This is a genomic window from Pseudomonas sp. DE0010 (assembly GCF_007680745.1).
In the GTDB taxonomy this organism is placed as follows: Bacteria; Pseudomonadota; Gammaproteobacteria; order Pseudomonadales; family Pseudomonadaceae; genus Aquipseudomonas; species Aquipseudomonas parafulva_B.
Genome location: NZ_VEJQ01000068.1, coordinates 1 through 403 on the forward strand (window position 1 = coordinate 1; position 403 = coordinate 403).

Here is a 403-nt window from a genome sequence, read left to right on the forward strand (position 1 = left end):
TTCGACTTCGCCTTCACCCGGGCGAACGTCATTGACGGCAAGTTCAACTATGGCTCGGCCAGCGAGCGCACCCGCTATACCCGCGCTCTAGTGAGCTACGACAACCCGGCCAACAACTACGATACTGACGTGCCCGCCGCCTCAGATGCCAAGCTGCAGCGCCGCTACGGTGACAACCCTGTCGAGATCAGTGCGATCGGCTGCACGCGCGAGTCCGAGGCCCAGCGCCGCGGCAAGTGGATCCTGCTGACCAACAGCCAGGACCGCACCGTCACCTTTCGGGTGGGCATGGACGGCCACATTCCCCTTCCGGGCCATGTCATTCCGGTCGCAGACAAGCTCATCTCCGGTGCCGAGATCGGCGGGCGCATCAGCGCAGCCGCTGGTACCGTCATCACCTTGG

General features: G+C 64.3%; 1 protein-coding gene. It reads left to right on the plus strand.

Going from position 1 to position 403, the window contains the following annotated elements:
- Positions 1 to 403: phage tail protein (locus tag FS767_RS21655; protein WP_256674303.1), on the plus strand; the 403-nt coding region annotated here is incomplete at both ends.